The organism is Nocardioides abyssi, assembly GCF_030412915.1.
GTDB classification, from domain to species: domain Bacteria; phylum Actinomycetota; class Actinomycetes; order Propionibacteriales; family Nocardioidaceae; genus Nocardioides; species Nocardioides abyssi.
In genome coordinates, this window is sequence record NZ_JAUHJR010000001.1 from 849,940 (window position 1) to 876,913 (window position 26,974).

The following is a 26,974-nucleotide window of genomic DNA, read 5'->3' on the forward strand; positions in this document are numbered from 1 at the left end:
GGGCGGGGAGGAGCCGGCTACCGCTTGGTGGCGATGAGGGTGGAGGCGTCGGAGGCGACCATGACCTCGACGGCGGTGAAGCGGTCGTCGGTGAGCCACTGCTCGCGGAGGGTGTCGACCCGGCCGTCGGCGACCGGGGGCCACAGCTCGCAGGGGGTGAAGTCGTCGAGCACGACGATCCCGCCCTCCTCGACGAGGTCGGCCACGGCGTCGACGCCGACCTCGGTGGGCTCGCCGGAGTCGAGGAACAGCAGCGAGAACGGCCCCTTGTCGAGCAGCGTCGACCAGTCGGCGGAGAGCACCTCGACCTGGGGGTCGTCGACGAAGATCTCGGCGGCGGCGCCGGCCAGGCGGGGGTCGAGCTCGGCGGTGACGATGTGGGTGTCGCTGCCGCGAACCCCGGAGCGCAGCCAGGCCGTGCCGACGCCGCAGCCGGTGCCGAACTCCGCCATCGTGCCGCCGCGGGTCGCGGCGAGGGTGGCGAGCAGCCGGCCGGTCTCGTTGCGGCAGAAGGACACGTAGCCCGAGCGGCGCGAGACCGCGAACGCACGGGAGACCACGTCGGGCAGGTCGGGCGGCGCGCTCATGCCGGGGAGTCTCCCATCCCGGGACGGTCGTCTCGGATCGCGGACGGTTCGGTGATACCTGTGGCGCGGTCGCGGAGGGCGGGTCTAGCCTCGGCCCATCATGCGGAGCGTCTTCGTACTCATCGAGCGCCGCGGCGAGGCCCAGCAGTAACCACTGCACCGTGAGGCCCCTCTCGCCGCGGTGGTCGGCGTTTGCTCCCGGGCCTCACCCCCTCTCGATCGAGAGCTGCACGACCCGAAGACGCCACCGCGGCGGATCAGCCCCAGCACGTGCGCGATCCGCATCCCTGTCGGTCTCCTCGGCCCACGCGACCCGTGGGCCGGCCGCTCCTCCGTGGCGGCGTCTCCCGGGACAGCACCACACCCACCCCGAGACGGCCAGCCGCGGGACGACCCGTCCGCAGCGGCCGTCACCGAGACGACACGAGGAGAACCAGCGATGTACGACATGTATCCCGAGTGGGGCCCCGCGAGCCACGACCCGGAGAACCCCCGCAGCCACGAGGCGGTCCAGCGCTCTCTCGACCTGCGGGACAACGGCGGCCAGCGCCCCGACGACAACTAACGTCCGGCCCCATGACCACCCACACCACCAGCCCCACCAGCGGCACGGTCCGGCTCGCCGTCATCCCCGGCGACGGCATCGGCCCGGAGGTGACCGCCGAGGCCCTCAAGGTCCTCGAGGTCGCCTCGCCCGACGGCGTGAAGTTCGAGCAGACCCGCTACGACCTCGGCGCCGAGCGCTACCTCGCGACCGGTGAGGTGCTCCCGGACTCGGTGCTGGCGGAGGTCCGCGACCACGACGCGATCCTGCTCGGCGCGGTGGGTGGCAAGCCGAACGACCCGAACCTGCCCCCGGGCATCCTCGAGCGCGGCCTGCTCCTGCGCCTGCGCTTCGAGCTCGACCACTACGTCAACCTGCGCCCCTCGCGGATCTTCCCGGGCAGCGTCTCGCCGCTCTCGGACGCCGTGACCGGCCGCGGCGAGGTGGACTTCGTGGTCGTGCGCGAGGGCACCGAGGGCCCCTACACCGGCAACGGTGGCGCGCTGCGCGTCGGCACCCCGCACGAGGTGGCCACCGAGGTGTCGGTCAACACGGCGTACGGCGTGGAGCGGGTCGTGCGTGACGCGTTCGCGCGCGCCGAGCGCCGTCCGCGCAAGAAGCTCACCCTGGTCCACAAGACCAACGTGCTCGTCAACGCCGGCTCGGTGTGGTGGCGGCTGTTCGAGCAGGTGGCCGCCGAGCACCCGGACGTCACCACCGACTACATGCACATCGACGCGGCGATGATCCACCTGACCACCGACCCGCAGCGCTTCGACGTCGTCGTCACCGACAACCTCTTCGGCGACATCATCACCGACCTGGCCGCCGCCATCACCGGCGGCATCGGGCTCGCGGCCTCCGGCAACGTCAACCCCGACCGGACCGCGCCCAGCATGTTCGAGCCGGTCCACGGCTCGGCCCCCGACATCGCGGGCCAGCAGAAGGCCGACCCGACCGCCGCGATCCTGTCCGCGTCGCTGCTCCTGGACCACCTCGGCCACGCGGACGCAGCGAAGGTCATCGAGGACGCCGTCGTGGCCGACCTCGCCGAGCGTGACCCCGCCACGCCGCGCACGACCTCGCAGGTCGGCGACGCGGTCGCCGCGCGAGTAGCCGGCTGACCGCCGGTCCTCGGGCGCACAGCTCGAGCCGGCGGCGTCCCGCGACCCCACCCGGTCCACCCGACCCGGCCCCGCCGGCCCGAGCTCCCCGAGGACTACCGTGACCCCCATGCAGATCCGCACGACGCGCAACGAGCACCCCGTCGCCGAGGACCGTCTCGCCGAGATCCTCGCCGACCCCGGCTTCGGCAAGCACTTCACCGACCACATGTTCACCGTGGAGTGGACCCCCGACGCCGGCTGGCACGACGCGCGGATCGAGCCCTACGGCCCGATCAGCCTCGACCCCGCCACGGCGGTCCTGCACTACGCGCAGGAGACCTTCGAGGGCATGAAGGCCTACCGCCACGCCGACGGCTCGGTCTGGTCCTTCCGGCCGGAGGAGAACGCCAAGCGCATGGTGCGCTCCAGCCACCGCCTGGCGCTGCCCGTGCTCGAGGTCGAGGACTTCATCGCCGCGGTCGACGAGCTGGTCCGCGTCGACGAGCGCTGGGTCCCGACGACGACCGAGCCGGGCACGGGGGAGAAGAGCCTCTACGTGCGGCCGTTCATGTTCGCCTCGGAGAAGTTCCTCGGCGTCCGCCCCTCCCAGCACGTGACGTTCATGGTCATCGCCAGCCCCGCGGGCTCCTACTTCAAGGGCGGCGTCAAGCCGGTCACCCTGTGGCTGACCGAGGAGTACACCCGCGCCGGCCGCGGCGGCATGGGCGCGGCCAAGACCGGCGGCAACTACGCCAGCTCGCTCGTCGCGCAGCAGCAGGCGATCGCCCAGGGCTGCGACCAGGTCGTCTTCCTCGACAGCCAGGAGGGTAGGTACGTCGAGGAGCTGGGCGGCATGAACATGTACTTCGTCTACGACGACGGCCGCATCGTCACCCCCGCCACCGGCACGATCCTCGAGGGCATCACCCGGGCCAGCATCATCGAGCTGGCCGGCAAGCTCGGCCACCAGGTCGAGGAGCGTCGCTTCTCGATCGACGAGTGGCGCGAGGGCGTCACGAGCGGGGCCATCCGCGAGATCTTCGCCTGCGGCACCGCCGCGGTCGTGACGCCGGTCGGCGGCCTGAGGTGGGACGGCGGGGAGGTCCCGGCGCCGCCGGAGACCGAGCTGACGATGAAGGTCCGCCAGGCGCTGGTCGACGTGCAGTTCGGCCGCGCCGAGGACACCTTCGGGTGGCTGCACCGCATCGTCTGACCGACGGCTGTCGCGCCGTGGCAGCGGAGGTTACCCTTACCTAAGTACGTCGCGCGCCGGGCGCGACCGACCGGGTGAGGGGGCCGCGCGTGAGCGTCGTGCTCGAGCCCGCCACGCCTCCGTCCGGCCCGAACCGCACCGACCCGTCCGGGTCCGGCCGTCCTCCTGGGCCGAGCTCGGGTGGGGGCTCGGCCAGCGGCTCGGGCAGGATCTCGGGCCCGGTCGCCGTGGCGTTCCTGGTCGTCGGCCTGCTGCTCGTCTCGCTGGCCAGCCTCGTGTGGGGGGCCCGCGACGTCGCGCCGTCGGCGGTCTGGGACGCGTTGGTCGCACCGGTCGCCGGCGACAACGACCACCTCGTCGTGCGCGACCTGCGGGTCCCGCGGACGCTTATCGGCCTGGTCGGCGGTGCGGCCCTCGGCGCCGCCGGGGCGCTCATGCAGGGCGTGACCCGCAACCCGATCGCCGACCCCGGCCTGCTCGGCATCAACGCCGGCGCCTCGCTCGCGGTCATCGTGGCGATCGCCGGCTTCGGCATCGGCTCCACCTCCGGCTACCTCTGGTTCGCCTTCGCGGGGGCGGCGGTCGCCGCCGTCGTCGTGTACGGCGCCGCCTCGCTCGGGTGGGAGGGCGTCACGCCGGTGAAGCTCGCCCTCGTCGGTGCGGCCTTCACCGCCACGTGCACCTCGGTCATCACGGTCGTGCTGCTCACCGACACCCGGACGCTGGGGGAGTACCGCTTCTGGCAGGTCGGCTCGCTGGCCAACCGGCCGCTCGACGTGCTCGGCCCGGTGCTGCCGTTCGTCGTGGTCGGCCTGGTCCTGGCCCTCGCCGCGGGCCGGGTGCTCAACGCGCTCGCGCTCGGCGACGACGTCGCCCGCGGGCTGGGCCAGGACGTCGTGCGCGGCCGGCTCCTCATCGTGACCGCGGTCGTGCTGCTGTGCGGCTCCGCGGTCTCGCTGGTCGGCCCGATCGCCTTCGTCGGCCTGGTCGTGCCCCACGTCGCGCGGGCGGTCGTCGGCCCGGACTATCGCTGGATCGTGCTGCTCTCCACGCTGCTCGGCCCGGTGCTGCTCCTGGCCGCCGACGTCGCCGGCCGCCTGGTCGTGCGGCCCTCCGAGCTCGAGGCCGGCCTGGTCGTCGCGGTGATCGGCGCGCCGGTCCTCATCGCCCTGGTCCGCCGCTCGCGGGCGGTGGCGGCATGAGCGCCCCGTCCCTCGCCCGGACCAGCCCCGACCTGCCCGACCGCGACGAGCGGCACCGAGCCGCGGGCGCGGGGCTGCGGGCCTCCCGCCGGCGACGGCTGCGGCGCCGGTTCGTCGTGACGACGGTCCTCCTCGCCCTGGCCGTGGTGGTCTCGGTGGCCGCGCTGATGCTGGGCGACTACCGCCTCTCGGTCGCCGAGGTGCTGCGCACGCTCGCGGGGGAGGACCAGGGCGCGGCCCGGTTCATCGTGGTCGAGCTGCGCCTGCCGCGGCTGGTGCTTGGCGTGCTGGTCGGCGTCGCGTTCGGCCTCGCTGGTGCGCTGTTCCAGTCGGTGCTGCGCAACCCGCTGGCCAGCCCCGACGTCATCGGCATCTCGCAGGGCGCCAGCGCCGGTGCGGTCGTCGCGCTGCTCGCGGTCGGTGCCACCAGCGGCTTCGTCGTACCCCTCTCCGCCCTCGCCGGCGGGACCCTCGTCGGCCTGCTGCTGTACGCCGTGGCGTGGCGCGGCGGGATGACCGGGCATCGCTTCGTGCTGGCCGGCATCGGCGTCGCCTACGTGTGCACCAGCGTCATCGGCTACCTGCTGACCCGCAGCGACGTGAAGGAGGCGCAGCTCGCCCTGCTGTGGATGACCGGCAGCCTCGGGCAGGCCGACTGGTCGCTGGTGCGCACCCTCGCGGTGGCGCTGGTGGTGCTCCTGCCGCTCGTCGCGCTGGTCGCCCGCGGGCTGTCCCTGCTGCTGCTCGGCGACGAGCAGGCCGGCAGCCTGGGCCTGCGCCCGGAGGTGACCCGCGCGTGCGTCGTCGCGCTCGGTGTCGCGCTGGCCTGCGTGGCGACGGCCGCGGCCGGCCCGGTGGCGTTCGTCGCCTTCACCGCCGCCCCCGTCGCCCGCCGCCTGCTCGGCGACGGCACGCTCGCGCTCGTGCAGGCGGCGCTGGTGGGCCTCGTGCTGGTCGTGGGCGCCGACGTCGTCGCCCAGCACCTGCTGCCCGCCGACCTGACCGTCCCCGTCGGTGTCGTCACCGGCGCCGTGGGCGGCCCCTACCTGATCTGGCTGATGGCCAGTGGACGCGCCCGGACCGCCTGATGGCACCGACCGAAGGAGAACCCGTGAGCCTCGTCGCCGACCCGGAGACGCCCGTCGCGCACCTGCCCGTGGACGCGCTGCAGCACCACGACCCGGTCAGCCTGGTGGCCCGCGGCGTCTCGCTGGCCTACGACCAGCGCACCGTGGTGCACGGCGTCGACCTGGCGATCCCCGCCGGGGCCGTGACGGTCATCGTCGGCGCCAACGGCTGCGGCAAGTCCACGCTGCTGCGCGGCCTCGGTCGCATCCTCAAGCCCACGTCCGGCACGGTCGAGCTCGGCGGGCGCGACGTGCAGCGGATGCGTCCGCGCGAGGTGGCGGGCCTGCTGGGCCTGCTGCCGCAGCAGCCGGTGGCACCGGAGGGGATCACCGTCGCCGACCTCGTCGGCCGCGGCCGCCACCCCCACCAGGGCGCCTTCCGCCGCTGGAGCGCCGCCGACGCGGACGCGGTGGCCACGGCGCTCGCGCTCACCGACACCCAGGACCTCGCCGGTCGCCGCGTCGAGGAGCTCTCGGGCGGCCAGCGCCAGCGGGTCTGGGTCGCGCTGATGCTCGCCCAGGACCCGAGCATCATGCTGCTCGACGAGCCCACGACGTACCTCGACATCGCCCACCAGGTCGACGTCCTCGAGCTCCTGGCCGAGCTCAACGAGGAGCGCGGGACGACGGTGGTCATGGTGCTGCACGAGCTCAACCTCGCGGCGCGGTACGCCGACCACCTCGTCGTCATGTGCGAGGGGCGGGTGCTGCGCGAGGGCGCGCCGGCCGACGTGCTCGACGCCGCCTGCGTCCAGGAGGCGTTCGGGCTGGACGCCCAGGTCGTGGCGGACCCGGTGACCGGCTCGCCGCTGGTGGTGCCGGTGGGCCGCCGTGCCGTCCGCCGCGGACGTGCGCTCGACACCGCCGTCTGAGACGTGTGTAAGGTGAGCCTCACCTAAATTCGTTCGACCGGATCTCGGCCGGTCCCGCACCATGAGGAGTGGACGTGACGTCCCTTCGTCCCCTGACCCGGCGCCGCCGGGTCTCCCGCCTGGCCCTGCCGATCGGCGCGCTCCTGCTCGCCCTGCCTCTCGCGGCCTGCGGCTCGGAGTCGGACTCCGACGACGAGGCGAGCGGCGGCGACAGCCCGGCCGCGGAGTCCTTCGAGCCGGTCACGATCACGCACGCCTTCGGCGAGACCGAGATCACCGAGCAGCCCGAGCGGGTCGCGACCTGGGGCTGGGGCAGCGGCGACGCCGTCCTCGCGCTCGGCGTCACCCCCGTGGCGATGCCGGCGTACTCCTACGGCGCCGACGAGGACCAGCGGATGCCGTGGCAGTCCGAGGCGATCGAGGAGCTCGGCGGCGAGGAGCCGGCCCTGCTCAGCGAGACCGCCGAGCCGCCGATCGAGGAGATCGCGGCCACCACGCCCGACCTCATCCTGGCCAACTACTCCGGCATCACCGAGGCCGACTACGAGAAGCTCTCGAAGATCGCCCCGACCGTCGCCTACCCCGACCAGCCGTGGGCGACCCCGTGGCGCGACGTCATCACCACCGTCGGCGAGGCGCTGGGCAAGGGCCAGGAGGCCTCCGACCTGCTCGACGACATCGACGCGCAGGTCGCCGAGGCCGCCGAGGCGCACCCGGAGTTCGAGGGCAAGAGCATCGCCGCCGTGGCCATCGACCCGCAGGCGTTCTACGTCTACCGCGGCGCCGACCCGCGCGTGGAGTTCCTCGAAGACCTCGGCTTCACCCTCGCCCCGAGCGTCGACGAGCTCGACACCGAGGAGACGACGTTCTACTACACGATCTCCACCGAGGAGGCCGACAAGCTGACCTCCGACGTGCTGGTCTCCTACGCCCCCGACGAGGACGCCGCCGCGACCGTCGCCGGGAGCGCGGGCGCGAAGGCCATGTCGCAGTTCCGCGACGGCACCGTGGCCGAGGTGACGGGTGCCTCGCTGGTCTCGTCGGTCTCGCCGCCGACCGCCCTGTCGCTGACCTGGGGCCTCGAGGACTTCATCGACGTGCTGGTCCCGGCCGTCGAGAAGGCCGACGCCGCGGGCTGACCCCCACCTGCTCGACCCGCTCCACCTCGTCGACCGCGTCCGGTGCTCCGGGCGCGGTCGACGCGTTCTGGGGCCCGGTGACAAGTAGATTGCCCCGGTGACGACGCAGCAGGCCGTGGTGGGTGACTACACGCTCCTCACCAAGATCGGCGAGGGCGGCATGGGTGTCGTCCACCTGGCCCGCAACCCGGCCGGTGACCGCGTCGCGCTCAAGGTGCTGCGGCCCCACATCGTCGGCGACGACGAGGCCCGCCACCGGCTCGCCCGCGAGGTCAGCTCGCTCTCGCGGGTGCGCTCGCGGTGGGTCGCGGAGATCGTCGACGCCGACCCGTGGGCGGTCGTGCCGTTCGTCGCCACCCGCTACGTCCCCGGCCTGTCGTTGCACGACCACGTCGTCGAGGAGGGCCCGATCACGGGCGCCGACCTCGTCTGGTTCGCGACCTCGCTGGCCGAGGGGCTCGCGTCGGTCCACGCGGCCGGGGTGCTGCACCGCGACGTCAAGCCGTCGAACGTGCTGATGGAGGGCCGCACCCCGATCCTCATCGACTTCGGGCTGGCCCGCGTCGCCGACGACCCCAAGCTCACCCACACCGGCTGGCTGCTCGGCACGCCGGGCTACCTCGCGCCGGAGATCCTCTACGGCGACGACGCCACGACCGCCTCCGACGTGCACTCGTGGGCGGCGACGGTCGTGTACGCCGGCACCGGCCGCCCGCCCTTCGGCCGCGGCCCCGCGATGGCGATCATGGACCGCGTGCGCCGGGGCGAGCACGACGTCTCAGGCCTGCCCGACGACCTCGCGGCCGTCGTCGAGGCCGCGCTCGACCCCGAGCCCGGCCGCCGCCCGACGCTCGACCAGCTGCTCGCGTGGCTGCGGCCGCAGGTCGGCCGCGGCCGCCGCGTCCCGCCGCCGGTGCTGGAGCCCGAGCCCGGGCCGGTGCTCGAGCCGGCCGTCGAGACGCTGCCGGTGATGCTGGACCGGCCCGACGTCGACAGCACCCACACGCGGCCCTTCGAGACCCTCGTCGACCACGACGCGCGGGTGGCCGGCGACGAGCCGACCGTCCACGAGTGGGACGTCGCGGAGTACGTCGTCCCGCGGCCGTCCCTCGCCGAGCGGTTCCGCCGCGGCACGCTGCTCGTCGGTGGCGCGCTCGCCGTCGGCGCCGGCTTCGCGGCGTACCCCTGGGTGGCGACGACGCTGGTGCTCCTGCTCGTCTGGCTGCTGCGCAGCGGCTCGCTGGCCGCGAGCAAGGCCGGCGACCGGCGGCGCCTGCGCGGGCGGCGGTGGTACGACGGCCCGCTGCTGCTCCTCGGCGCCCCCTGGGACCTGGTCCGCTCGATCCCGGGCACCGTCGTCCTGCTGCTGTGGAGCCTCGGGCTGGCGATCGCCGGCGCGCTGCTCTGCTACGCCGTCGCGGCTTCGATCCCGGCGACGCTGTTCGTCTGCGGCACGCTGCTGGCCGCCGCGCTGTGGCTCGGCCCCGGCGGTTCCCGCGTGCGCGGCCCGCTGTCGCGGGTCGTCGACCCCGCCGGTCGCAGCGTCCGCGGCTGGCTGGGCGGGCTGGTGCTGGTCGCGATCGTGGCCTGTGGTCTCGGCGCGCTCGTGCAGGCCTCCGGCACGTCGTGGGCGCCCGACGACAGCCGCCCGTTCGATGGCCTCTCGCTCACCGGCGACGGCGGGATCCTCGGCAGCCGCTGAGCCCGGCCGTCGACCCCTCGGCGGCCCGGGTGCTGAGACGAGCGTCCCGAGCAGCGGACACCCGTGACACGATGAACCCGTGCAGCACGCCCGCATCATCATTCGCTAGCGCGTCGAGACCCCTCGACGCGCCGACCTCTCGCACCCCGAGAGGTTTTTTTGTGCCCGCACCAGCCACGCACGCCAGCACGGAAGAGACAACCCGATGGACCTCCACGGCTCGTTCCACGTCTACGACACGACGCTGCGCGACGGCGCCCAGCAGGAGGGGCTCAACCTCTCCGTCGCCGACAAGCTGTCGATCGCCGCGCAGCTCGACGAGCTCGGCGTGGGCTACATCGAGGGCGGGTGGCCGGGGGCGAACCCCAAGGACACCGAGTTCTTCCGCCGGGCCGCCCACGAGCTGGACCTCAAGCATGCGCGGCTCGCGGCGTTCGGGGCGACGCGCCGAGCCGGGACACGGGCGGCCGACGACCCCATGGTCGCCGCGCTGCGCGACAGCGGCGCGGGCGTCGTGACGCTGGTGGCCAAGTCGCACGACCGCCACGTCGAGCTGGCGCTGCGGACCACGCTGGAGGAGAACCTCGCGATGGTCCGCGACACCGTCAGCCACCTGCGCGAGGAGGGCCAGCAGGTCTTCCTCGACGCCGAGCACTTCTTCGACGGCTACCGCGCCAACCGGGCCTACGCGCTGGAGGTGCTGCGCACGGCGTACGAGGCGGGCGCCGAGGTGGTCGCGCTGTGCGACACCAACGGCGGGATGCTGCCGACCTGGGTCTCCGACGTGGTGCACGACGTCGTCGAGACGACCGGCGTGCGGGTCGGCATCCACTGCCACAACGACACCGGCTGCGCGGTCGCCAACACCCTCGCCGCGGTCGAGGCGGGCGCGACCCACGTGCAGGGCTGCATCAACGGCTACGGCGAGCGCACCGGCAACGCCGACCTGGTCACGGTCGTCGCCAACCTCGAGCTCAAGCTGGACCGCGCGGTCCTGCCACCGGGCCTGCTGCGCGACGCCACCCGCATCGCGCACGCCGTCGCCGAGGTGACCAACGTGCCGCCCGCGTCGCGCCAGCCGTACGTCGGCACGTCGGCCTTCGCCCACAAGGCCGGCCTGCACGCCAGCGCGATCAAGGTCGACCCGAACCTCTACCAGCACATGGACCCGGTGGGCGTCGGCAACGACATGCGGCTGCTGGTCTCCGACATGGCCGGCCGGGCCTCGATCGAGCTCAAGGGGCGCGAGCTCGGCTTCGAGCTGGACGCAGGCACGCCCGAGGGCAAGGAGCTCATCACCCGGATCACCGACCGCGTGAAGGTGCTGGAGTCGCGGGGCTACACCTTCGAGGCGGCCGACGCGTCGTTCGAGCTGCTGCTGCTCGAGGAGGTCGAGGGGGCGCGGCCGTCCTACTTCGACGTCGAGTCGTGGCGGGTCATCACCGACTCCAAACCGGCGGACGAGGCGCTCTCCGAGGCGACGGTCAAGCTGCGGGCGGCGGGCGTGCGCTACGTCGTCACCGGCGAGGGCAACGGACCGGTCAACGCGCTGGACCAGGCGCTGCGCGCGGCGATCGGGCAGGCGTTCCCCGAGGTCGCGAAGTTCGAGCTGATCGACTACAAGGTGCGCATCCTCGACCAGGGCCACGGCACCGACGCGATCACCCGCGTGCTCATCGAGACCTCCGACGGCGAGTCGTCGTGGGTGACGGTCGGCGTCGGCGCGAACGTGATCGAGGCGTCGTGGGGTGCGCTGGTCGACGGGCTGACGTTCGGCCTCAGGCGCCAGGGGGTCTGACGACCCGGCGGGCGAGGTCCTCCCAGCCCGCGGCGACCCGCTCGAGCGGGAACGCCTCCACGCTCAGCTGCTGCTCGAGCACCGGCACCTCCAGCGGGGCGAGCAGGGCGGTGGCGAGGATCGGCAGGTCGCCCGCGACGTGCAGCTCGCCGAGCAGGTACCGCACGTGCATCGCGGTGAACGACCACGCGGCGTACGACCTGGAGCCCGCGCGTCCCGCGGCGCGGATGAGCTCGGCGTGCCGCATCGTCGTCGTCAGCCGGGACCGGCCGAAGGCCAGGAGCCGCTCCATGGGGTCGGCGCCCGGGCCGAGCGGGGGAGGCCCGGAGATGACCGCGGCCTGCCAGACGGTCTCCGAACGGTCCAGCAGCGCGGCCATCAGCCCCTCGCGGGACTCGAACCGGCGGAAGACCGTGCCCTTGCCGACCCCGGCGCGCGCGGCGACCGCCTCCATCGTCACGTGGTCGACGCCGCAGGAGTCGACCAGCTCCTGGGCCGCGACGAGCAACGCCTCGCGGTTGCGCGCGGCGTCGCGCCGCTCGGGCGGGGGACCGCCGAGGAGCGGGAGGAGGACGGGGTCGGACATGGTGCCGCCACTGTAGGGACCGGGCCCTCGACCGGGGACGGGAATAGAAACGGACCATGGTCCGTTTGGGCTGCTGACCGTCCGATCACCGTCCTCAGGAGCACCCATGTCCCAGACCCGCGTCGCCGTCCTCGTCGGCAGCCTCCGCGCCGACTCGCTCAACCGCAAGATCGCCGAGCTGCTCGCCGCCGAGGCCCCCGAGGGCGTCGTCCTCGACATCGTCGACGGCCTCGAGCACCTGCCGTTCTACAACGAGGACATTGACGGCGAGACCGCCCCCGAGGCCGCCACCCACGTGCGCCGCCAGGTGGCCGCGGCCGACCGCGTCCTGGTCGTCACCCCGGAGTACAACGGCACGATGCCGGCCGTCCTCAACAACGCCATCGACTGGCTCTCGCGCCCCTACGGCGCCGGCGCGCTGGTCGCCAAGCCGTTCGCGGTCGTCGGCACCACGCCCACGCCGTACGGCGGTCGCTGGGCCCACGCCGACGCCAACCGCTCCGCCAACGTCGCCGGCGCCGTCGTGCTCGAGGACGTCACCGTGTCGCAGCCGGGTGTCGAGGTCGACGTCCTCCACGACGACGAGGTGCTCGGCAAGCTGCGCGGCGCGCTCGCCGCGCTGGTGGCCTACGAGGCCGCCCCCTCGACCGCCGCCTGAGCGAACGGCGCACTAGCGTCGGCCCCATGGCCGACCTCCACGACCTGACCGCCCTCGAGCAGGGAGCTCTCGTGCGTCGGGGGGAGGTCTCGAGCCGCGAGCTGGTGGACCACTACCTCGGACGCGCCGACCGTCTCGACACGGTCGGCGCGTTCGTCACGCTCACGCCCGAGCAGGCCCGCTCGCGGGCGGAGTCCGCGGCCACCGCACCCGGGCCGCTGGCCGGTGTGCCGACGGCGGTCAAGGACCTCAACCCGACGGCGGGCGTGCGCACGACGTTCGGCTCGGCGGCGTACGACGACTTCGTGCCCGAGACCTCCGACGGGGTCGTGCTGTCGCTCGAGGCGGCGGGGCTGGTGAGCCTCGGCAAGACCAGCACCCCGGAGTTCGGCTCGCCCTGCTACACCGAGCCCGAGGGCCGGCCGGCCGCGGTGACGCCCTGGGACCGGTCGCGGATGGCGGGCGGGTCGTCGGGCGGGGCCGCCGCGGCGGTGGCGGCCGGGCTGGTGCCGGTCGCGCAGGGCTCCGACGGCGGCGGGTCGATCCGGATCCCCGCGTCCTGCTGCGGCCTGGTCGGGCTCAAGCCGTCGCGCGGGCGGGTCTCGGGGGCGCCGATGCACGGCGACCCCGTCGGCCTGGCCACGCCCGGACCGATCGCCCGCACCGTGCGCGACGCGGCCGCGCTGCTCGACGTGCTCGCGGGCCGGCGACCGGGTGACCCGTCGTGGGCCCCGGCGCCCTCGGGGACGTTCCTCGCCGCGTGCGACCGGCCGCCGGGCCGGTTGCGGGTGGCGCGCTTCGTCGAGCCGGTCATCGCCGACACCGAGGTGCACCCCGAGGTAGTGCAGGCCTGGGAGGACGCCTCGCGGCTGCTCGAGTCGCTGGGCCACGAGGTCGAGGACGTCGCCGTCCCGCTGCCGCGCGAGGCGGTGCCGGTCTTCGAGACCTGCTGGGCGGTGCTCACCGCGATGTCGGCCGCGCCGGAGGGCCGCGAGCACCTGCTGCGCCCGCTGACCCGCTGGCTCTCGGAGCGTGGGCAGGCCGTCACAGGGCCCGAGCTGGGCCTCGCCATCGGCGGGATGCGCCGCCACGCCGCCCAGGCGCTGGAGTCGCTGGCGCCCTACGACCTGGTGCTGACCCCGACGGTGGCCGCGCCGCCGCTGCCGGTCGGGGCGCTGCGCGACGACGCCGACCCGGCAGCGGACTTCGAGGCGCAGAAGCGGTTCACGCCGTGGACGTCGGCCTGGAACGTCACCGGCATGCCCGCCGTCTCCCTCCCGCTCCACCAGGCCGCGGACGCGCTGCCGGTCGGCGTGATGCTCGCGGCTCGGCCGGCCGAGGAGGAGCTGCTGCTCGCCGTCGCCGCCCAGGTCGAGGAGGCGGCCCCGTGGGCGCACCGCCGGCCGCCGCGATGGTGAGGGTCGCGCACACGGCGCAGCTCGACCCGGCCGATCTGGCCGACGCGCGGGCGCTGATGGACGTCGCCTTCGGCGAGCCCGTCTCAGGCGAACCTGTCTCGGACGACGACGCGTTCGAGGACGCCGACTGGACGCACGCGCTGGGCGGCATGCACGCCCTGGTCCGGGTCGACGGGCTGCTGGTCGCGCACGGGTCGCTGGTGCCGCGGCGGCTGCTGCTCGGGTCGGGGCCGGACGCCCGCTCGCTGCGCTGCGGGTACGTCGAGGCCGTCGCCACCCACCCCGGCCACCGACGCCGGGGGTACGCGGCTGCGGTCATGGCCGCGCTGGAGGCGTTCGCGCCGGCGTACGACGTCCTCGCGCTGGGGGCGTCCGACGACGGCGTCCCGCTGTACGCCGCCCGCGGCTGGGTGCCGTGGCGCGGGCCGACCTCGGTCCTGGGCCCGACGGGTCCGCGGCGGACTCCGGACGACGACGGCTCGGTCTTCGTGCTGCTCGGCGACCCGGCGCCCCACACCCCGCCGATCGACCTCGGCGCGCCGCTCGCGTGCGACTGGCGGGACGGGGACGTCTGGTGACGGGCAACTTCTCCGGACGGCGCGCCGTCCCACCGGCATGACCGCCTCGGGACGTCTCCGCACCCTGGCCGCCGCCGCGGCCCTCGCCTCGCTCGCCACCCTCGCTGCGTGCGGCTCGTCGGGCGGCGCCGCCTCGGAACCGACGGCGCCGCCGGAGGCTCCCGCGTCCACCCCAGCCGCGTCGTCGTCGGCCGCGCCCGAGGCGCCCGGTCGCGAGCGCGCCGAGCTGCCGCTGCCCGGTGGCTCGGACAAGGTGGGGGAGTGGGAGGACGGCCCGGTGGCCGGTGAGGTGGTCGTGCTCAGGCGGGTCGGGCCGTACGACGAGGTGCTGTACGCCGCAGGCTCCCCGGCCGCCGTCGCGGTCGGGCTGCGGGACGGCGACCGCGTCCTCCGCACGATCACCACCTCGACGCCGGAGGGCGACGCCATGCACCTCTACGGCGGCGAGCGGATGCCCGATGGGACCTTCCGGGTCGTGGGCGCCGTGCCGGGCGACGTCGCGGTCACGGTCGGCGAGGGCTCGTCGCCCGTTCGGCCGGCGACCGGCGCGAGCGACCAGGTGCTGCCGGGGTGGACGGTGTTCCACGAGCAGGGCCCGTGGGACGACCGCTGGGACCCGTTGCAGCTCGCCCCGCTGACGATCACGACCGACGACGGCCGCTCCGTCGACGTACGCCGCCGGAGCTGGACCGGGTGAGCCGGACCAGTCGAGCCGCCGTCAGGTCGGGCCGCCGCTAGATCGTGACGGCGATCTTGCCGCGGGTGCGGCCGTCCTCGTTGGCGCGGTGGGCGTCGCCCATGCGCTCGAGCGGGTACGTCGCGGCGAGGTCGACCCGCAGCGTGCCGTCCTCCGCCATCGCGCGCAGCGCGTCGAGGTGGTCGCGCTCGGGCCGGACGAACACGTAGTGACCGCCCATGCCCAGCACCGTCTCGGCGTCGACGACGGAGGCGACGCGGGCCGTGTCGCGGACCTGGTTCGGCGCGTCCTCGAGGGCGTCGCCGCCGATGAGGTCGACGACGGCATCCGCCTTGGCGGTGAGCTGCGCGCCGACCGGCCCCTGCGTGTGGTCGACGAGCTCGTCGACACCGATGCTGCGCAGGTGGTCGTGCTTGTCGGGCCGCGCCGTGCCGATGACGGTCGCGCCGCGCGCCTTGGCGATCTGCACGGCGAACTGGCCCACGCCGCCCGCCGCCGCGTGCACCAGCACCCGGTCGCCGGCGCCGACCTCCAGCGCCTCGACGACGAGCTGGTACGCCGTCAACCCGGCCAGCGGGATCGCCGCGGCCTCCTCGAACGACAGGTTCACGGGCTTACGGGTCACGGTCCGCTCGGGCGCCGGCACCAGCTCGGCGGCGGTGCCGAAGCAGACGTCGTCGCGACGGACGTACGCGTAGACCTCGTCGCCCGGCCTCAGCCCGGTCCGCACCGAGGGGCCGACGGCCTCGACCACGCCGGCGACGTCCCAGCCGGGGATGATCGGCAGGTGGTGGGGGTAGGCGCCCTGCAGGTAGCCCTCGCGGACCTTCCAGTCCACCGGGTTCACGCTCGTCGCCCGCGCCCGGACCAGCACGGTGTCCGGTCCCACCGGGGGGTCGTCGACCTCGCGCACCTCGATCACGTCCGCCCCACCGAACCGGTCGTACACCGCTGCTCGCACGTCGTCCCTCTCTCACGTCGTCTGGTCCCCGGCCGGTGCCCGCCCACCCCACCCCCATGCGCCGTCCCGCGCCGCCGCTGGTCGAGCGGCGTGCCCTGGCCGGTGGGTCGAGGAGCGCGCCAGCGCCGTCTCGAGACCGAGCGTCGACGAGACCGACCCGCTGGTCGAGCAGCGGGCCGACCTATGTCCGCATGTGGAACGAGACGCCGCCGTCAGGGTGGTGGGTGGTCTCGAAGCGTGGGTCGTGGATGCGGGCGTGGTGGCGGGGGCAGAGCAGGCGGCCGTTGGCGAGGTCTGTCCTCCCGCCGTGGAGCCAGCTGTCGTCGTGGTGGGCGTGGCAGAGGTGCGCGGGCCAGTCGCATCCGGTGGCGGTGCAGGTCTGCTGGGTGATCGCGAGCCCGCGGCGCTGAGCGCCGGAGAACAGGCGGGCGGTGCGGCCGAGGTCGAGGAGCTCTGACTTCCCACCGAGGACGGCGGGGAGGAGGCCGGCCTCGCAGGCCATCCGCCGGGCGAGCGAGGCGGTGATGGGTGCGCCGGACTCGAGGGTGGCGCGACCGGTCTCGCTCGTGAGGTCGGTGTAGTCGATGAGGACGACGACGGAGGCGTTGAGGCCACCGAGCTTCGGCAGCTTGTCGGCGGGGAGGCGTTCGAGGAGCTCGCAGAACGCGTCGCCCATCCGCTCGGGAGACGGCCGGCGCTCGAGCACCTCCGTCGCCTCCTCGCCCTTGACCGCGGCTTGGTGCTTGGGTGCGGCGAACGCGAGCAGCATCTTCTTGAGCATCTCGCCGTGCAGGGTGGGGATGGAGAATTTTCCGCGCACCGAGCCCTTGCCGTCGGGACACATGGTGAGCCAGGCGTTGGCGCGCGCTTCGCGCTCTTCTCGTTCCAGGGCGCGGGCGTCGCGTTCCTCGCCGATCTCGGGTGCGATGACGGTGAGGACGTGCTTGGCCAGGACGGCCAGTGTCTTGGGGTCGCGGTCGAGCGCCTCGTTGAGCAGGTGTCTTTCGGCCCGCTCCGGGATGGTCGGGTCGGGCAGGTCGTCGGGAAGCTTGTCGATGCAGTCGGTGATGACTCGGGCGTGGTCGACGCTGATCGCACCCTCCGCGAGCGCCGCTGATGTCGGGGCGTGACGGTCCAGCGACTCGGCCAGCCGCATCCGCCGCTTCGTGGCCGGCCGGTCCTGACGGGTCTCGTGGGACCACCACGACGCCGTGTCGGTGGCGCCGACCTTGTCACCGATCCCTCGCCGGTCCGCCTCCGCGGCGAGACGGAGCTCGAGAGCCTCGACCTGCGCGCGCAGCCGGGTGGCCTCCACCAGGGTCGCGGCGACCTCGCGGTCGGAGAGCTGCCAGAGCTGGGAGGCGCAGGCCGAGCGGGTCTTCTTGCGGGACTTCGCGACCGCGCGGCACACCGGGTGCGCGTGGTGTCGGGAGTCCTTGGCCATGGCTCTACTCAAGCAGCGACCACCGACAGTCCCGGGGCTGTTTCCCCAGGTCAGACCACTATTCGGACAGCAACTTCGACGAGTTTCTCGGCGGGTCTTGAGACAGGCGCTGAGCGCCTTCCTCAACCGACCGGAGGCCGGCGACGGCGCCCGACCCACGGCGTACCTCTCCTCATAGCTGCCTCCACCGCGACCACCCACGACCCGGAGGCTGAAGGCCGGCTGCCGGGAGTTTCGGCGACGCTCGGCTTCGAGACAGGCGCTGTGCGCCTTCCTCAACCAGCCGGAGGCCGGCGGCGGCGCGCGAGCCACGGCGTACCTGTCCCTCATCGCTGCCCCCACCGCGACCACCCACGGCCCGCACCCCGAAGCTCGGCCGCCGGGGGTCTCGTCGACGCTCGCGAGGACTCGCTTCTCGACCAGCGGAAGATCAGTCGCCGAGCCCGCGGGCGTGGAGGGCGTCGCCGGTCTCGTGGGCGCGGGCGACGACGCGGACGACGAAGGGGGTGAGGTAGGCGCGGGGGTGGCGGCCCAGGCCACGGGCGCGAGCGGCGTCGCGGGTCTCGAGGGCGAGGGCAAGCGTTGCGGGGAGGGCGGCGATGGCGAGGGAGAAGGCGAGGGCGACCCGTTCGGGGTCGACGCCGAGCCGGCGCAGCGGGCCGAGCCAGCGGACGATCGCGTCGAGGAGGGCGTTGACCGGGGTCGTGGTGGTGAGGACGAGGGCGGCAACGGCGAGCGCGACCAGGTCGAGGGTGGTCTCGGCGGCGCGGGCGAGGCCGTTGACCCACCACTGCACCGCCGAGACGACGACGAGCAGCACGGCGAGGCCGCGCACCGCGCGGAGCACGGCGCCGAGCGGCACCCGCCCGACGAGGGCGGCGGCGACGACGAGCGCGAGGCAGACCCCCGACGCCGGCAGCGACCGGAGCAGCACGACGACGAGGCTGAAGACGGCGAGGAGCAGCACCTTCGGCCCGACCGGCAGCCGGTGCAGGGGAGTCCGCCCGGGCCGGTAGGTGCCGACGAGGAGCACCTGGCTCACGACGACCTCACGGGCCGGTCACCGCGGCGACGTAGTGGTCGACGGCGGCGTCGGGCGCGCCGTCGTGCGCCACGGCCCCGTCGAGCACGACGACCACCCGGTCGCAGCGGCGGGCCAGGTCGAGGTCGTGGGTGACGAGCACGAGCTGCTGGGGGAGGGAGAACAGCAGGTCGGCCACCCGACGGGAGTTGGCCAGGTCCAGCAGCGTCGTCGGCTCGTCGGCGACCAGGACCTCCGGCGACGTGGCCAGCACGCCGGCGAGCGCGAGCAGCTGCTTCTGCCCGCCCGAGAGCGCGTGCACCGAGGTGTCGGCGTGGTCGGCCAGCCCGTGCTCGGCGAGCACCTCCAGCGCCCGGGCCCGCCGCGGGCGGGGGTCGCGCACGGAGCGTCGCAGCGACAGCTCGACGTCCTCCACGCAGGTCGGCATCACCAGCTGCGCGGAGGGGTCGGTGAAGCAGAACCCCACCCGACGACGTACGGCGCTGCCCGCCCGCGCCACGTCGAGGCCGTCGACCAGCACCCGCCCGGCGGTGGGTGCGACGAGCCCGTTGAGCAGGCGCGCGAGGGTGGACTTGCCCGACCCGTTGGCGCCCACGACGCCGACCCGCTGCTCGGTCAGCGTCAACGTGGTGGGCGCGAGGACGACCCGGTCGCCCTCGGCGGTCGGGACGACGACCGAGGCGGCGTCGAGCTCGATCCGCACCGGCGGCTCAGCCACGACTCATCGACGGCGGCCGTGCAGCAGCTGCGGGAACGCCCGGTGCACCTCGGCCGCGACGAGCGCGACGAGGGCGGCCTTGAGCACGTCGCCGGCCCAGAACGGAGCGTCGTAGCCCCAGGCGACCGACCACGGGACGTCGTACCAGTACTTCATGCCGACGATCCCGAGGAGGTGGTTGACCACGACACCCGGCACGGCGCAGCAGAACACCCAGAACGCCCGCGACTTCCGCACCCGGCCGGCGACCCGGCTGACGAGCAGGCCGGCGAGGCCCGCCACGAGCGGGAACGACCAGAGGTAGCCCAGCGTCGGCCCGGTGAAGGTCCCGAGCCCGCCCTCGCGGCCGGAGAACACCGGGAGCCCGATCGCGCCGAGGCCGAGGTAGAGCAGCACCGCGAGGAACCCCCGGGTCGGGCCGAGCACGCAGCCGGCGAGCAGGATGCCGAAGGTCTGCAGGGTGATCTCGACCCCGGCGCCGCCGACGGGGATCCCACCGACGAGGGCGCACGCGGCGATGAGCGCGGCGAAGGCCGCGACGAGCGCGAGGTCGGTCGTCGTGAGCCGGCGGCGCGGGGTGGCGACGGACGCGGTCGGGTCGGTCATGGTCATCGAGGAGTCCTTCGGAGGTGGCGCGACCTGAACGCTGGTCAGGTGAACGGCGTTCAGGTTAGGGTCGGCCCGTCCGGAGGTCAACGGGGAGGAGCCAGTGACGTGCGCAACCACCGCGCCGACGTCGTCGACCAGGCCCTGCGGGTGCTGGACACCCACGGGCTCGGCGACCTGACCATGCGGCGGCTCGGCAAGGAGCTCGGCGTCCAGCCCAGCGCGCTCTACCACCACTTCCCGAGCAAGCAGGTCCTGCTCGCCGCTGTCGCCGACGAGCTGCTCGCCCGCGGCGCGCGCCCGGCCCCGACCGGCCCCTGGGAGGACCGGGTGCTCGCCCGCTGCCTGGAGCTGCGGGACGCGATGCTCGCCTACCGCGACGGGGCCGAGGTCGTCGCCACCGTCCACGCCTTCGGCCTCGGGGCCGAGGCCCCGGAGCGCGCCCTGGCCGAGGCGGTCGCGGGCTCGGGGGCGCCGGGCGACCTGGTCCGCGCCGCCACCCGCACCCTGCTGCACCTCGTCTTCGGCCACACCACCGACGAGCAGACGCACCTGCAGGCCGGCAGCGCCGGCGCGATCGACGACGAGCCGCGCGAGGGCTCGGACCTCGAGGTCGGCGTCGGCCTGGTCGTCGACGGCATCAAGGCCCGGACCGCGGCGCGGCGCTAGTCGACGAGGGCCCCGTGCAGCTCGGCGAGGTGGACGGCACCCGCCAGGTCCAGCTTCGTACGCCGCAGCCGAGCCGTCGTGAGGTCGACCCCGTCGAGGGTCGCCCCTCGCAGGTCCGCGCCGTCGAGCACCGTCTCGCGCAGGAGCGCGTCGTCGAGCCGGCAGTCGCGGAGCACCGTGCCGGTCAGGTCCGACAGCGACAGGTCGGCCTCCCGCAGGTCCAGGCCGGTGAGGTCGAGCCCTGCCAGGCGGGTGCCCCGCAGGGTCACGCCGCGCCACACCCCGCCGACCACGCGCAGCGGCCGCAGCGTGCACTCGCTGAACACCGACGCGGTCAGCTTGCAGCCCTCGAGGGTCGCGTCGAAGAACGACACCCGCCGGAATTCGCACGCCACGAAGGCGGTCGAGACGTGGGTGGAGGCGTTGAACCGGCCGCCGTGGAAGGTGCACCGCTCGAAGACCGCCCCGGCCGTCCGGGCGTCGGTGAGGTCGACGTCGGTGAAGGTGCAGCCGACGTACCGCACGGCGCCGAGGTCCTCGCCGTACAGGTCGAGCTCGCGCAGGTGCTGGTCCTCGACGTCCTCGGAGCTGCTCACGGTGCCGAGCCAAGCACAGGGCTCCGACGGCCGAGCGGCCACCGGTGGAGGAGCCGACAGCCGTCCGCCTCGTACCAGGCGAGGTCCAGCAAGTCCGCCCGGCAGTGAGCCGGCACCAGGTCGCCGAGCAGCGCCCGGGTCGACTCCTCCGAGACCTCGGGCGAGCGCAGGTCGAGGGTGAGGTGGGGGACCGGCGCGAACTCCCCGGCGTACGGCGGACACTGCGGGAACGCCTCGGCCAGTCGCGCGGTCAGCGTCCGGAACCCCCCGTCCGGCTCGGGCACGAGGTGGACGATGCCGCTGTCGAACGTCGCCACCCGCTCCAGCACGAACGCGAACGGCTCGACCGACGCCGCCACTTCCGCGACCGCGGCCAGGTCGACCGGCGACGGCTCGGCGAGCCACGGACCGAGCGCGGTCACGTGCGCGTGCACGAAGGCGGCGTCGGCGGAGACCCACGCGGGGTCGTAGTGCGCGTGCCGGCCCCGCACGAAGCCCTCCAGCGGCTGGACCGGCACCTGCAGCACGCTGTGCCCCGGCCACGTCACGCCCCGGAGTCAACCACCGCCAGGGGGTTGGCCAGCGTGCCGGCGTACATCAGCGACTCCGCCTGGTCGGTGAGGTCGACCATCTGCAGGGTGTTGCGCAGCTGGAGCCGGTTGAGGCAGCTGTGGCGGAACTCCGCGCGCAGCAGGTCGTACGCCGCGTGCCGCTCCGCCAGCTCGGGGTGGTCGTCGCGGTGGCGCACGAGGCAGTCGCGCACCTCGCCCCAGAACGCCGACTCGGCCAGCACGCCGTCGCGGTGCAGGATCGCCGCGACGTGCCGCAGCACCCCGTCGAGCACGTCGGTGTGCAGCGCCAGCGCCCGCACGTCCTGCGGCACGTCGGCGCGGATCCGCTCGACCGCGGGCGGCAGCGGCTGGTCGTCCATGACGGCGACCTCCTCGCCGACGTCCTTCATCAGCACCCGGTCGACGACGCCGTCGCGGAGCACGAGGACGAGGTTCTCCCCGTGCGGCATGAACGCCAGCTCGTGCGCGACCAGGCAGTGCGCGACCGGCCGGACGTAGGCGTCGAGCCACCGCCGCACCCACTCCGTCGCCGACAGCCCGGACCGCTCGACCAGCGCGGTGACGAACGCCCGCCCGTCGCCGTCGCGGTGCAGCAGCGAGGCCATCGTGGCCAGCCGCTCGCCCTCGGCGAGCCGGGGGAGCGGGCTCTCGCGCCAGAGGGCGGCCAGCATCTTCTGGTACGGCGACCGCACGCCGGCCCTGTCCGCCAACCGGTGGTAGGAGTCGCCGGTGTAGCCGATCGCGGCGCGCTCGCGGAGCACGGAGAAGCCGCACGCCCGCAGCTCGGGGTCGGCCTCGACGAGGTCGGCGACCCAGTCGTTGATCGCCGGCGTGGGACCCATGTAGGCCGGGGACAGCCCGCGCAGGAACCCCATGTTCTGCACCGCGAGCGCCGTCTTCACGTAGTGCCGCTCGGGCCGGCTGGTGTTGAAGAACGTCCGGATCGACTGCTGCGCCTGGTAGCCGTCCGGCCCCTCACCGAGCGGCACCAGGTCGCGGCGCGCGACGTCGGGGGCGAAGGTGACCGCGACCTTCGACCGCCACTGCCAGGGGTGCAGCGGCAGGTAGAGGTAGTCGGCCGGGTCGAGCCCCAGGTCGCGCAGCCGCTTCTCGAAGCCGTCGCGCGTGGTGTCGTCGAGCTCGGTGTCCCACAGCTGCTCCTCGGTGAGGTCGGCCGACAGCGAGAGCCGGGCGTGCTCGCGCCGGGCGGCGACCCAGACGAGGCGGACCGGGGCGCCGGCCTCGGGGGAGTACGCCGCGTGGTCGTCGACCCCGAAGCCGATCCGCCCGTTGTTGGCCAGGAACCCCGGGTGGCCCTCGGTCATCGCCGACTCGACCACCTGGTAGCCCGTCGCGGCCGGGCCGTCGAGCGCCGCGAGCAGGTCGTCGACGCCGAGCGTGGAGTGCTCGAGCTTCCAGGCCGCTGAGGCCAGCGTGGCGGCGAGCTCCTCGAGGTAGGTCGGCAGCAGCCCGTCGGGGATGCCCAGCAGGGGCGTCAGCTCCACGACCAGGTCCTGCACGTCCAGCGGCGCGGGCGACCCGTCGACCGTGCGCTCCACGCTGGCCGGCTCGACCGCCCAGTGCTCGAGCGCGAGCCGCTCGGCGCGGAACGTGTAGCGCGCGCGACCGCCGGGGGCGACCAGCTCCCAGCGGCCCTCGTGCGGGTCGCCGACCGGCGCCGGCGACAGCAGCCGCTCGTGGGAGAGCTCGGAGATGGCCTTGGTCACCAGGTGGCGCTGGGCGCGGGCCAGGTGGTCGGGGGTCAGGTGGTCCGCGGAGAAGTCGGCAGGCGGAGCGGTCGCCGCGGGCGGGGTGGGGCGGTCGAGGACGGACAGGACGGCCTCCTTCTCGACGGGGGTGGTCAGGTGGACGGAGCGGACCTCGCGGAAGCCGAAGGCGGTGTTCATCGCGCGGATCGCTGCGTTGCGGGCGTCCGGCTCGACGACGACCCGGCGCACGTCGGGGTCGGCGAAGCAGTGGTCGAGCACCGCGCCGAAGACCCGGCGGGTGAACCCCGGGACCGGGTCGCCGGTCGGCGGCGCGACGAGCACGTGCATCCCGAGGTCGCCGGGACGCAGGTCGGACAGGTCGCGGAGCGGCGAGTGCGTGGAGAGCGCCGGGTCGTAGGTCTCGGCGAGGAACGCCGGCTCGCCGTCGACCCGCCCCAGCCACGCCTGGTGGTGCGGGTCGGCCGCGACGGCGGCGTACTCCTCGCGGACGTCGGCGACGCTCGCGCCCTGCATCAGCCAGAAGGCCGAGCGGGGGTGGGTGACCCAGGCGTGCAGCAGGGCGAGGTCGCGGTCGAGGTCGAGCGGCTCGAGGGTGGTGCGCGGGTCGCTCACGGCACGCTCCGCAGGTGGTCGGGGACGCCGAAGGACTGCACGGCGATCCGCTTCTCGACGGGGTAGACCTCGCGGCCGGTCAGCGCTGCGATGATCACCGAGCTGCGGTGGGCGCCCATCCCGAGGTCGGGCGCGACGAAGCCGTGGGTGTGCTCCTCGCCGTTCTGGACGTAGACCTCGCACCCGGCCCGGTCGACGGCGTAGGTCGCCGACGCGAGGTAGCGGCCCTGCTCGTCGAGGCGCAGCCGGTCGCGGACGGGGTCGAGGAAGGCCGGGACGCCGGCGGCGTACCCGGTCGCCAGCACCAGCCCCTCGGTGCGCACGGAGAAGTCCTCGGCGGTCTCGTCGTGGTGCAGGCCGAGGGTGTACGCCGTGCCGTCCCAGGTCGCGTCCACGACGCTGGTGTTGGTCAGCATCGTCGTGCGCGGCCCGTCGCCCTGCACCCGCAGCCGGTAGTGCAGGTCGAAGATCGCGTCGACCAGGTCGCCGCTGATCCCCTTGTAGAGCGAGCGCTGCTCGCGCAGGAGCCGCTCGCGGGTCTCGCCGGGGAGGCCCTGGAAGTACGACGTGTACTCCGGCGAGGTCAGCTCGAGGGTGAGCTTGGTGTACTCCATCGGGAAGAACCGCGGGCTGCGCGTCAGCCACACCAGCTCGTAGTCGTGGTCGGGGCTCTCCGAGAGCAGGTCGTGGTAGACCTCCGCCGCGCTCTGGCCGCTGCCGACGATCGTGATGCGCGGCTGCCGCTGCAGCTCGGCCTTGTGCGCGAGGTAGTCGGCCGTGTGGACCGCCGGCCCGCCGGCGTCGCGGACGCAGGGCAGCACCCGCGGCTGCGTGCCGGTGCCGAGCACGACCTTGCGGCCGCGGAAGGTCTCGCCGCGCGCGGTGGTGACGACGTACGTCGCCCCGTCGTGCTCGACCGAGGTGACCGCCCGGCCGAAGCGCACCGAGCCCAGCCGCTCGGCGGCCCACCGGCAGTAGTCGTCGTACTCCCGGCGCAGCGGGTAGAAGGACTCGCGGATGTAGAAGGGGTAGAGGTTGCCGGTCTCCTTGAGGTAGTTCAGGAACGACCAGCGCGAGGTCGGGTCGGCCATCGTCACCAGGTCGGCGAGGAACGGCACCTGCAGCGTCGCGTCGTCGAGCATCATCCCGGGGTGCCAGGCGAGCGTCTCGCGGGCCTCGAGGAAGACGCAGTCGAGGTCCTCCACCGGCTCGGCCAGGCAGGCGAGCCCGAGGTTGAACGGGCCCAGCCCGATGCCGACGACGCCGTGGACGTGGGTGCCACGGGGAGCGCTCATGCGGCCACCTCCGCGGTGAGCTCACGACCGATCGCGGCGACGGCGTCGGTGACGGCGAGGACGTCGTCGAGGGTCGCCATCGGGTTGAGCAGCGTCAGCTTGAGCCAGCAGCGGCCGTCGACCTTGGTGGCCGCCACCATCGCGGTGCCGCGCTCGTAGAGCGTCGAGCGGATCCGCCCGGCGAGCAGGTCGGCGGTGTCCTCGGTGAGGCCGGTCGGCCGGTAGCGGAAGACCACGGTCGAGAGCTGCGGCGTCGCGGCCAGCTCGAGCTCGGGGTGCTCGGCCAGCCGCTCGCCGACGGCGGTGGCGAGGTCGACGACGTCCTCGACGTAGCCGCCGATCACGTCCGGCCCCATCACCCGCAGCGTCAGCCACAGCTTCAGCGCGTCGAAGCGGCGGGTGGTCTGCAGGCTCTTGTCGACCTGGTTGGGGTGGGCGGCGTCCTTGGGGTTGAGGTAGTCCGCGTGCCACGTGACGTGCCCGAGGTGCCGGCTGTCACGGACCAGCAGAGCGCTGGACGAGACCGGCTGGAACCACGTCTTGTGGTAGTCCACCGTCACCGAGTCAGCCCGCTCGATGCCGACGAGCCGTGGCCGCAGCCGGGCGGAGGCGAGCATCCCGCCGCCGTACGCCGCGTCGACGTGCAGCCACGCGCCGTGCGCCTCGGCCAGCGCGGCGACGGCCGGGAGCGGGTCGACCGCGCCGAAGTCGGTCGTGCCGGCGGTCGCGACGACCGCCATCGGCACCAGCCCGGCGGCCCGGACGCCCGCGAGCGCGCAGCCCAGCGCCGCCGGATCCATCCGGTGGTCCGCGTCGACCGCGACGGTGACGACGGCGTCGGGGGCGAGGCCGAGCAGCTTCGCGGCCTTCTGCACGCTGAAGTGCCCGTCGGCCGAGGCGAGCACCCGCAGGTCCGCGGCGGCGTGGCCGGCCGCCAGGGCGGCGTCGCGGGCCAGGTGCAGCCCCTGGAGGTTGGACTGGGTGCCGCCGCTGGTGAAGACGCCGTCGGCGGTCGGGCCGAAGCCGATCCGTCCGGCGGTCCAGTCGATGAGGTGCCGCTCGACGAAGGTGCCCCCGACGCTCTGGTCGAAGGTGTCGAGGGAGGAGTTGACCGCGGAGACGAACAGCTCGGCCAGCAGGGCGGGCACGACGACCGGGCAGTTGAGGTGGGCGACGTACGACGGGTCGTGGAACCACACCGCGTCGTCGAGCCAGACCCGGCTCATCTCCGCCAGCGCGGCGCCGGCGTCGCCGAGCGGGCGGTCCAGGTCGACGTCGACGACGCTCTTCGCCGCCTGCTCCGGCAGCACGCCGGTGGCAGGGCCCGAGCGGGCGTCCTGGTCACGCAGCGCGCCGGCGAGGTGGTCGAGCCCGAGCCGCATCGTGGCGAGGAACTCGTCGAGGTGGGCGGGGTGGAACAGGTGCCGGGTGTCGCCGGCGGCCGAGGCAAAGGGCACGGGCCTTCCTTCCGAGTAAGGTAAGGCTCACCTTAGTGATGCGTG

At 74.2% G+C, this 26,974-nt stretch carries 26 protein-coding genes; 14 read left to right on the forward strand and 12 right to left on the reverse strand.

Annotated features, from left to right (window positions below):
* Nucleotides 1-17: 17 nt before the first annotated feature.
* Nucleotides 18-587 (reverse strand): O-methyltransferase, encoded by a 570-nt coding sequence (locus QWY29_RS04170; RefSeq protein WP_300959393.1) that lies wholly within the window; start codon nucleotides 585-587, stop codon nucleotides 18-20.
* Between the two features lie 439 nt (nucleotides 588-1,026).
* On the opposite strand from QWY29_RS04170, the gene QWY29_RS04175 reads away from it, so the two are divergent.
* The 9 genes from QWY29_RS04175 to cimA all read left to right on the forward strand — a co-directional run bounded on the left by QWY29_RS04175 (nucleotide 1,027) and on the right by cimA (nucleotide 11,290).
* A complete protein-coding gene (locus QWY29_RS04175; protein WP_300951678.1) occupies nucleotides 1,027-1,152 on the forward strand; it encodes a hypothetical protein in 126 nt (41 codons plus the stop codon).
* An 11-nt stretch (nucleotides 1,153-1,163) separates the two neighbouring features.
* A complete protein-coding gene (locus QWY29_RS04180) occupies nucleotides 1,164-2,255 on the forward strand; it encodes a 3-isopropylmalate dehydrogenase (protein WP_300959394.1) in 1,092 nt (363 codons plus the stop codon).
* 109 nt (nucleotides 2,256-2,364) lie between these two features.
* Complete coding sequence (locus QWY29_RS04185) at nucleotides 2,365-3,450, forward strand: branched-chain amino acid aminotransferase (RefSeq protein ID WP_300959395.1); 1,086 nt, start codon at nucleotides 2,365-2,367, stop codon at nucleotides 3,448-3,450.
* Nucleotides 3,451-3,539: 89 nt separating this feature from the next.
* On the forward strand, nucleotides 3,540-4,652 hold the full coding sequence (locus QWY29_RS04190) for a FecCD family ABC transporter permease (protein ID WP_300959396.1): 1,113 nt from the start codon (nucleotides 3,540-3,542) through the stop codon (nucleotides 4,650-4,652).
* Nucleotides 4,649-5,740: a FecCD family ABC transporter permease gene (locus QWY29_RS04195; RefSeq protein WP_300959397.1), complete on the forward strand. Its 1,092-nt coding sequence runs from the start codon at nucleotides 4,649-4,651 to the stop codon at nucleotides 5,738-5,740. The genes QWY29_RS04190 and QWY29_RS04195 overlap by 4 nt, the downstream gene beginning before the upstream one ends.
* 23 nt (nucleotides 5,741-5,763) lie before the next feature.
* A complete protein-coding gene (locus QWY29_RS04200) occupies nucleotides 5,764-6,651 on the forward strand; it encodes an ABC transporter ATP-binding protein (RefSeq protein WP_336621821.1) in 888 nt (295 codons plus the stop codon).
* Between the two features lie 74 nt (nucleotides 6,652-6,725).
* Nucleotides 6,726-7,790, forward strand: coding sequence for an iron-siderophore ABC transporter substrate-binding protein (locus tag QWY29_RS04205; protein ID WP_300959398.1), 1,065 nt, complete (start codon nucleotides 6,726-6,728; stop codon nucleotides 7,788-7,790).
* A gap of 97 nt (nucleotides 7,791-7,887) precedes the next feature.
* On the forward strand, nucleotides 7,888-9,492 hold the full coding sequence (locus QWY29_RS04210; RefSeq protein WP_300959399.1) for a serine/threonine-protein kinase: 1,605 nt from the start codon (nucleotides 7,888-7,890) through the stop codon (nucleotides 9,490-9,492).
* Nucleotides 9,493-9,697: 205 nt separating this feature from the next.
* A complete protein-coding gene (gene cimA / locus QWY29_RS04215; protein WP_300959401.1) occupies nucleotides 9,698-11,290 on the forward strand; it encodes a citramalate synthase in 1,593 nt (530 codons plus the stop codon).
* Here cimA and QWY29_RS04220 read toward each other — a convergent pair.
* A complete protein-coding gene (locus QWY29_RS04220) occupies nucleotides 11,271-11,876 on the reverse strand; it encodes a TetR/AcrR family transcriptional regulator (protein WP_300959402.1) in 606 nt (201 codons plus the stop codon). The genes cimA and QWY29_RS04220 overlap by 20 nt on opposite strands.
* Nucleotides 11,877-11,982: 106 nt before the next feature.
* Here QWY29_RS04220 and QWY29_RS04225 point away from each other — a divergent pair, with 106 nt between their 5' ends.
* The 4 genes from QWY29_RS04225 to QWY29_RS04240 are packed head-to-tail and all read left to right on the forward strand — an operon-like array spanning nucleotide 11,983 to nucleotide 15,227.
* Nucleotides 11,983-12,534 (forward strand): NAD(P)H-dependent oxidoreductase, encoded by a 552-nt coding sequence (locus QWY29_RS04225; RefSeq protein WP_300959403.1) that lies wholly within the window; start codon nucleotides 11,983-11,985, stop codon nucleotides 12,532-12,534.
* 26 nt (nucleotides 12,535-12,560) lie between these two features.
* Nucleotides 12,561-13,952: an amidase gene (locus QWY29_RS04230; RefSeq protein ID WP_300959404.1), complete on the forward strand. Its 1,392-nt coding sequence runs from the start codon at nucleotides 12,561-12,563 to the stop codon at nucleotides 13,950-13,952.
* A complete protein-coding gene (locus QWY29_RS04235; RefSeq protein ID WP_439117391.1) occupies nucleotides 13,946-14,530 on the forward strand; it encodes a GNAT family N-acetyltransferase in 585 nt (194 codons plus the stop codon). The genes QWY29_RS04230 and QWY29_RS04235 overlap by 7 nt, the downstream gene beginning before the upstream one ends.
* 37 nt (nucleotides 14,531-14,567) lie before the next feature.
* Nucleotides 14,568-15,227 carry a hypothetical protein gene (locus QWY29_RS04240; RefSeq protein ID WP_300959406.1) on the forward strand — a complete coding sequence of 220 codons (660 nt, stop codon included), beginning with the start codon at nucleotides 14,568-14,570 and terminating at the stop codon, nucleotides 15,225-15,227.
* A 37-nt stretch (nucleotides 15,228-15,264) separates the two neighbouring features.
* Here QWY29_RS04240 and QWY29_RS04245 read toward each other — a convergent pair whose 3' ends face one another.
* The 5 genes from QWY29_RS04245 to QWY29_RS04265 all read right to left on the reverse strand — a co-directional run bounded on the left by QWY29_RS04245 (nucleotide 15,265) and on the right by QWY29_RS04265 (nucleotide 20,004).
* The gene (locus tag QWY29_RS04245) at nucleotides 15,265-16,188 is read right to left on the reverse strand and encodes an NADP-dependent oxidoreductase (RefSeq protein WP_300959407.1); all 924 of its coding nucleotides are present in this window, start codon (nucleotides 16,186-16,188) and stop codon (nucleotides 15,265-15,267) included.
* A 181-nt stretch (nucleotides 16,189-16,369) separates the two neighbouring features.
* Complete coding sequence (locus QWY29_RS04250) at nucleotides 16,370-17,632, reverse strand: HNH endonuclease signature motif containing protein (RefSeq protein ID WP_300959408.1); 1,263 nt, start codon at nucleotides 17,630-17,632, stop codon at nucleotides 16,370-16,372.
* Between the two features lie 430 nt (nucleotides 17,633-18,062).
* Nucleotides 18,063-18,674, reverse strand: a complete 612-nt coding sequence (locus tag QWY29_RS04255; protein WP_300959409.1) for a CbiQ family ECF transporter T component — start codon at nucleotides 18,672-18,674, stop codon at nucleotides 18,063-18,065.
* Between the two features lie 7 nt (nucleotides 18,675-18,681).
* Complete coding sequence (locus QWY29_RS04260) at nucleotides 18,682-19,392, reverse strand: energy-coupling factor ABC transporter ATP-binding protein (RefSeq protein ID WP_300959411.1); 711 nt, start codon at nucleotides 19,390-19,392, stop codon at nucleotides 18,682-18,684.
* Nucleotides 19,393-19,395: 3 nt separating this feature from the next.
* Nucleotides 19,396-20,004, reverse strand: coding sequence for a biotin transporter BioY (locus tag QWY29_RS04265; RefSeq protein WP_300959413.1), 609 nt, complete (start codon nucleotides 20,002-20,004; stop codon nucleotides 19,396-19,398).
* Between the two features lie 102 nt (nucleotides 20,005-20,106).
* Between QWY29_RS04265 and QWY29_RS04270 the strand changes: the two genes are divergently transcribed.
* Nucleotides 20,107-20,667 carry a TetR family transcriptional regulator gene (locus tag QWY29_RS04270; protein WP_300959414.1) on the forward strand — a complete coding sequence of 187 codons (561 nt, stop codon included), beginning with the start codon at nucleotides 20,107-20,109 and terminating at the stop codon, nucleotides 20,665-20,667.
* On the opposite strand, the gene QWY29_RS04275 is transcribed toward QWY29_RS04270, so the two are convergent.
* From QWY29_RS04275 to QWY29_RS04295, 5 genes are read right to left on the reverse strand one after another with little or no spacing between them, the layout of a single operon-like run.
* Nucleotides 20,664-21,263 carry a pentapeptide repeat-containing protein gene (locus QWY29_RS04275; protein WP_300959415.1) on the reverse strand — a complete coding sequence of 200 codons (600 nt, stop codon included), beginning with the start codon at nucleotides 21,261-21,263 and terminating at the stop codon, nucleotides 20,664-20,666. The two genes, QWY29_RS04270 and QWY29_RS04275, sit on opposite strands and share 4 nt — an antisense overlap.
* A complete protein-coding gene (locus QWY29_RS04280) occupies nucleotides 21,260-21,811 on the reverse strand; it encodes a 2'-5' RNA ligase family protein (RefSeq protein WP_300959416.1) in 552 nt (183 codons plus the stop codon). Before QWY29_RS04280 ends, QWY29_RS04275 begins: the two co-directional genes overlap by 4 nt.
* Complete coding sequence (locus QWY29_RS04285; RefSeq protein ID WP_300959417.1) at nucleotides 21,808-24,177, reverse strand: GNAT family N-acetyltransferase; 2,370 nt, start codon at nucleotides 24,175-24,177, stop codon at nucleotides 21,808-21,810. Before QWY29_RS04285 ends, QWY29_RS04280 begins: the two co-directional genes overlap by 4 nt.
* Nucleotides 24,174-25,472, reverse strand: a complete 1,299-nt coding sequence (locus tag QWY29_RS04290) for a lysine N(6)-hydroxylase/L-ornithine N(5)-oxygenase family protein (protein WP_300959418.1) — start codon at nucleotides 25,470-25,472, stop codon at nucleotides 24,174-24,176. Before QWY29_RS04290 ends, QWY29_RS04285 begins: the two co-directional genes overlap by 4 nt.
* Entirely contained in the window at nucleotides 25,469-26,929 is a 1,461-nt protein-coding gene (locus tag QWY29_RS04295) for a pyridoxal phosphate-dependent decarboxylase family protein (RefSeq protein ID WP_300959419.1), read from the reverse strand. The genes QWY29_RS04290 and QWY29_RS04295 overlap by 4 nt, the downstream gene beginning before the upstream one ends.
* Nucleotides 26,930-26,974 lie beyond the last annotated feature (45 nt).